General features: G+C 40.1%; 6 protein-coding genes. 2 read left to right on the forward strand and 4 right to left on the reverse strand.

Annotated features, from left to right (window positions below; genetic code table 11):
• Positions 1–203 (forward strand): hypothetical protein (locus tag B147_RS27545; protein WP_033396960.1); only part of this gene is annotated, 203 nt, incomplete at its 5' end.
• A 100-nt stretch (positions 204–303) separates the two neighbouring features.
• On the opposite strand, the gene B147_RS0105495 is transcribed toward B147_RS27545, so the two are convergent.
• Genes B147_RS0105495 through B147_RS0105505 form a run of 3 tightly spaced genes read right to left on the reverse strand, consistent with a single transcriptional unit; the run spans position 304 to position 4,093 of the window.
• The gene (locus B147_RS0105495; RefSeq protein ID WP_020586238.1) at positions 304–552 is read right to left on the reverse strand and encodes a hypothetical protein; all 249 of its coding nucleotides are present in this window, start codon (positions 550–552) and stop codon (positions 304–306) included.
• 25 nt (positions 553–577) lie between these two features.
• Positions 578–2,104, reverse strand: a complete 1,527-nt coding sequence (locus B147_RS32755) for a hybrid nucleoside-diphosphate sugar epimerase/sugar transferase (protein WP_033396962.1) — start codon at positions 2,102–2,104, stop codon at positions 578–580.
• A 57-nt stretch (positions 2,105–2,161) separates the two neighbouring features.
• Positions 2,162–4,093, reverse strand: a complete 1,932-nt coding sequence (locus tag B147_RS0105505; RefSeq protein ID WP_020586240.1) for a polysaccharide biosynthesis protein — start codon at positions 4,091–4,093, stop codon at positions 2,162–2,164.
• A gap of 675 nt (positions 4,094–4,768) precedes the next feature.
• Between B147_RS0105505 and B147_RS33420 the strand changes: the two genes are divergently transcribed.
• Entirely contained in the window at positions 4,769–5,275 is a 507-nt protein-coding gene (locus tag B147_RS33420; protein WP_020586241.1) for an acyltransferase family protein, read from the forward strand.
• Here the strand turns inward: B147_RS33420 and B147_RS30995 are convergent.
• Positions 5,272–5,531, reverse strand: a 260-nt coding sequence (locus tag B147_RS30995; RefSeq protein ID WP_026259527.1) for a DUF6399 domain-containing protein, incomplete at its 5' end; no start/stop codon positions are given. The two genes, B147_RS33420 and B147_RS30995, sit on opposite strands and share 4 nt — an antisense overlap.

The raw sequence follows: 5,531 nt of genomic DNA on the forward strand, positions 1-5,531 counted from the left end.
TACAACCAATAGAGACATGTTGGGGCATTGTGAAAAATGAAATTGGCCGCAATTGTGATTTTACAATGAATAATTTAATTCAGCAGCTTGAAAGTGCGTTTGGCAAGGTTACCGCCAAGACCTGCGCTGGGTTAATAAGGAAAACTCGTGATATTGAAGATGCCTTTTGGCGGGACGATGCTGCTCTTGATGAACAAAATTGAGAATCGAGGCAACTGGAATAGTTACTCTGTCTCCTGGGTAAACTTCGGGTGCGACTATACTACACGATTTGGGCCAAAGTATCAAGTCATATGACCGGAACTATAAATCCGGGATAGAAGCAAAGCGCCAAATACCACGGTACAGACCGAATGTAAAAAAAGACACGCCATAAACAGGGAGTGCCAGCCAGATGACATGACAGAAACCATCAAGATAGTAGCCTGGAATTTCATGAAAATCAAACCGAAACCAATATGCTGTTACTATTGCTACCGGCACCCACAACAGATCATGGAAAAAAGCCACCCAGCGGTTGAATAAAATTTTTTCAACATATTTTTGCACCATATTTATTTTCCCGCCTGTAAAAGAATCAATTTTTCACCCGATCACCGGCTCCTTTACCTGCAATCGTCATAAAAATATAGCGAAAGTAAGCTTTTAACGACAAGGATTCCAGCATCTTTTGATCTGTTTGAGCCAATAGTTTCGGTGTTGACATATCAATACCGTTCACCTGGGCAAGCCCCGTAATTCCGGGTAGGCCATCAAAAACGTTTCGGACGCTGCGTTCCTGAATCAATTCATCCTGACTAAACAAACAGGGGCGAGGACCAACCAAACTCATGTCACCTTTTAAAACGTTCCACATCTGAGGCAGTTCATCCAGTTTGGCACGGCGTAAAAAATACCCAAACCTTGTTATGGAGGAGGTATTGGCTAAATGGCTGGCAACCGATTCGGTATCCAGCTGCATAGTACGAAATTTAACCAATACGAAATATTTTTTATTTTTACCGACTCGTTCCTGCCGGAAAATCGGTGACCCCGTATCCAATATACCAAGAATTGTCAGGACCAGAAGAAGCGGGGAAGTCAAAATTAGCCCCACTGCTGAAAATACAATGTCGAAAAAACGTAAAACTTTATGTTCTGCTGGGGCCTCAATCGTTTGTATATCCGCCACACAACGTTTGATCCCCTCATCAACACAGATCGGTGGATTCCAGTTCAATAAATCATGCGCTTTACTGATGTCAATGTGTAAAGACCCTAATAAACGTTGACCAACAGCCTGCTTTCCCAATAATGACAAACAAAATACCAACAAACCGGCGGGTACAGGTATCAATCGGGCAGATCTGTTCAATTCTTGCCCAACACGCCGTAAAAGCTCTGTGGTGGACAAATCTTGCCCGTCAGAAACCAGAAAAACTTGGTTTGCCGCAGCAGGATGATCAATACAGTGGGTTATAAAATCAACAAAATTATCTATAGCAATAAAACTTCGCTGGTTAAAAACAGCTCCCAACGGCAGCGGAATACCTTTGGAAACCCACTGGATCATAGATAAAAAATTCCCCTTAACACCTGGACCATAAATTAAAGGGGGCCGAACAATGACAATTTCCAGACCGGTTTCCACAGCAATTTTCTTCAACCCCTGTTCGGCTTCATATTTTGAGACAGCATATGGCTCTTTGGGGTTACAGGGATCAGCCTCAGTCAGTGATGATTTCAACGGGTTTGTTTCGCCGTTAACTTTGAGTGAACTGATAAAGATAAACCTTTTTACACCGGCAAACGCAGCCTGTTTTGCCAGGTTAAAAGTTCCGTCAACATTAACTTGACGAAATTCTGCTAAAGAGTCAGTCACTTTCTCATTCATTACATGGTTACGGGCCGCGGTATGAATAACAATATCAACATTTGAGAGCGTTTCTCCCCAATCATTTTCGTTTCCTATATCACCTATATAGCAACCGTCAATTCCAGCAGGCATATCAGGCAAATCCCGCCGCAAACCAGCGACAATATGATAAAAGCCTAAATCATTCAATTGTTTCAATAGGGCAGAACCTACAAAGCCTGAAGCGCCGGTAATAAGGATTGTTTTCATTTTTTTTGAGAAATTAAGGTGTTTGCTCTGTACAACCATGAAAAAAAAATAAAGGGCTCATACTGCTGATAGAATAACATTTTCTCCAACACTTTGATAATCAAATGGTTGATACTCAGGGATACTATGCTTCAACAGCTCCCTAATTGCCCTGTGATCCCTTGCGGCAGCTGATTCTTTCAGACGAATCAGATCTACATCTAAAGATTTGGTGTCAAATGGGCTACTATTGAGTACCATTATTTTTTTATGGGTTGTAGGTACAACATTTTCCTGGGCTGTAATCAACTCTTCATAAAGTTTCTCTCCAATCCTCAGCCCCGTGTATTCAATTTTTATATCCACATCCGGTTCAAATCCAGAGAAGCGGATTAAATCCCTTGCCATTGCATCAATACTTATCTGCTCACCCATTTCAAGAATAAAAATCTCACCTCCTCTACCCATAGCACCAGCCTGAAGAATTAGCTGACAAGCTTCAGGGATAAGCATGAAATAACGAATCATTTCAGGATGAGTAACCGTCACTGGCCCCCCCTCTTTTATCTGCTTTTTAAAAAGAGGCACAACGCTTCCTACACTGCCGATAACATTGCCGAACCTAACGGTCATAAACCAAGTATCTTTATCTGAATTGTCATTTTCACGCTGGATTAATAGTTCACCAAATCGCTTGCTTGCACCCATGACGTTGGTAGGATTGACAGCCTTATCTGTTGAAACAAAAACAAAACGCTCGCATTGAAAAGTTCGGGCGGCTTCGATAAGATTACAAGTCCCGACAATATTATTTTCAACGGCCTTCCAAGGATGGACTTCAAGCATAGGAACATGTTTATAAGCGGCTGCATGAAAAACGATTTCAGGCCTGGATTGAGAAAAAATATTGATCACTTCCCCTAAGTTTTGAATATCTCCCAAAATAGGCACTACATCAATATCGGGAAAATTCCTTTTCAGTTCCAGATCAATCTCAAATAAAGGACTTTCGGCACGTTCAAAAAGGATTAACTGCTCAGGTTTGTACCTGCAAATCTGTCGGCACAAGCCTATTCCAATGGAGCCACCGGCACCTGTGACCATTACAATTTTACTTCCTAGGTAACGCCCTATACTCTCTTGATCCAGACTCACGGGCTGACGTCCCAAAAGATCCCTGTATTCGACATTACGTATTGCATTTAAAGTAATTTTACCATCAATCAACTCTCCCATATCAGGAACAGTTTTAAATTCGATTCCAGCCTGACGACATTGGGAAACGATCTGACGCATTCGGAGGGCACCGGCATTCGGAACAGCAATAATAACTTCATCAACGGATTTTGACCGTATTGTGTGCTCAAGATTATCAATGCGGTTGAGCACGGAAACACCATGGATTTTTCTTCCAATCTTAGTCTTGTCATCATCCAAGAAACCTATCACATGGGATTTCACGTTGGGATTTTCTTTGAATTCACGACAGATTCTCTGACCGCAGTCCCCAGCCCCTATAATGATCATTCGACGGCCTTTTTGTCCCAGTTTTTTGCTGAAAATTTTCTTGAAAGCAAAACAGATGGCCTTCGGCCCGACATCTTCGGAAAACTTCTCAAAACACAACCGAGTGAAAACCCGAACGCTCGTGAGTCCAATCATAGAAAAACACCAGTCAATAACAAACACGGATCTGGAAAAATGTTTAAGCCGGAATACAAATAGTGCAGTTACAACAATAAAAAGTGTAGCTATGGCAGAAGCCTTAACGATATCAAGGATGTCTTTCAGGCTGGTATACCGCCACATCCCCCGATAAAGGTCAAAAAGATACAAACAGACCAGCTTAAACATCACCACATAGGCAAAGGTCTCAAAGAACATTTGACGGGCCCAATCCGGGAGGTCAAAATCGTAACGGACCCAATATCCTATGTAATAACTTACTGTCAGGATCAGAATATCAACGGCAAGCGTTAAAAGAAAATTTTTGGATAACTTAATTTTCATTGGAACAAGATGCACCTCAACCCATCAACCTTTAATAAATTTGGACGTATTTTCTATGGGTTTTCTTCTAATGGGTTTTCTTCTAATTTATTTTTGCAGCCTATGAAGCAAAAGTATGGTGATAACTATTAGGCCCATAGCTTTACGCCCTCCAAACAGAATATGCAACTCTTTGTATCATCTTAATAAGCCGACCAAAAGAGCAAACTTCAAATTGGTTAAAAACCTCTCTATAAAAACATAGTTTTGGATAGGTCAAAAACCTTTGTATTTTGTATTCTTGGATAGAAGTTAGCAAATTTAAAATTAATATTTTTTCATTTTCATCCGGCAAGAAAATACATACCATCTAAGTATCTCGATAGGTGGTTTGTGTTTTCATAAAAAAACTTGATACCCAAGAGAAGAAAGTTGACTTTCAAAAGCTGTTATCTTAATGTCCAATAAAAATTTTTCCTAAACCTATTTTTTAATTTTTATGGATCCCTATCAAAGCGGGAGGTAAACACAAACTGAATAAGCTTTTTCTCCATCAGTTTTTTTCTTCACAATCTTCTCGTTCTCGGTAAAAGCGACCGTAAATTAATTGAAATATGGAACAAAAAAAACCAAAACTTAAATTATACAAAAACATTGCTCAAGAAACCTAAAAAAAATTAATGACAAAAAAACAAAATGCTAAGCAAAAACATATCATACATACCACGGCTTGACCATTTGCGGTTTCTTGCAGCAAGCATGATCTTTGCCTTTCATATATTTCATGATTTTTTTGGAAACTGGAAGCCACATCCGCAATTAGCCGGTTTTGGATTAATCACCGAAGGTCACACGGGCATAGCTCTTTTTTTTGTACTATCGGGATTTATGTTCATGACAATTTCTTACAAGGGGGGCAACATACAATACGGGAAGTTTATGCACAATAGATTTTTGCGTATTTTCCCTCTATTTCTATTCATATTTTTTTTATCCATTTCAGTGGGACGGGATCAATTCAGAGCTGCAGATGTAATCTACATATTTTTTTCTAATCTCGGCACGGCTCCGACATCTTCAACATTCATCACCGGCGCAGCATGGACAATATCTCTTGAATTTACTTTTTATATGGTCTTTCCATTTCTTGCCAAATTTACGCGCAATCAAGGCCCGGGATACCTTATTCGGCTACCGGTTTAAGCCGGGACAGTTTGTAATTTCAAATAGTTATTTGGGACAGTATTTTTATACTGCCGTGGCAAAGGTAAATCATCCATTTTATGAACAATCCATTCAAAAAGATCTGGAAACTCTTTACCAAATAATCGATTCGCCGCAGTGGTACCGTCAAATCGTTTCAATGTAAAATTATGAATAATGGTTAATGCTTTTAGACGTTCGGGCAAAATTCCTCTTCCGCTATGATGGCGTTGAGAGAGATAGCCGTTTCGCCCTT

The sequence above is a fragment of the Desulfobacter curvatus DSM 3379 genome (assembly GCF_000373985.1).
GTDB lineage: Bacteria > Desulfobacterota > Desulfobacteria > Desulfobacterales > Desulfobacteraceae > Desulfobacter > Desulfobacter curvatus.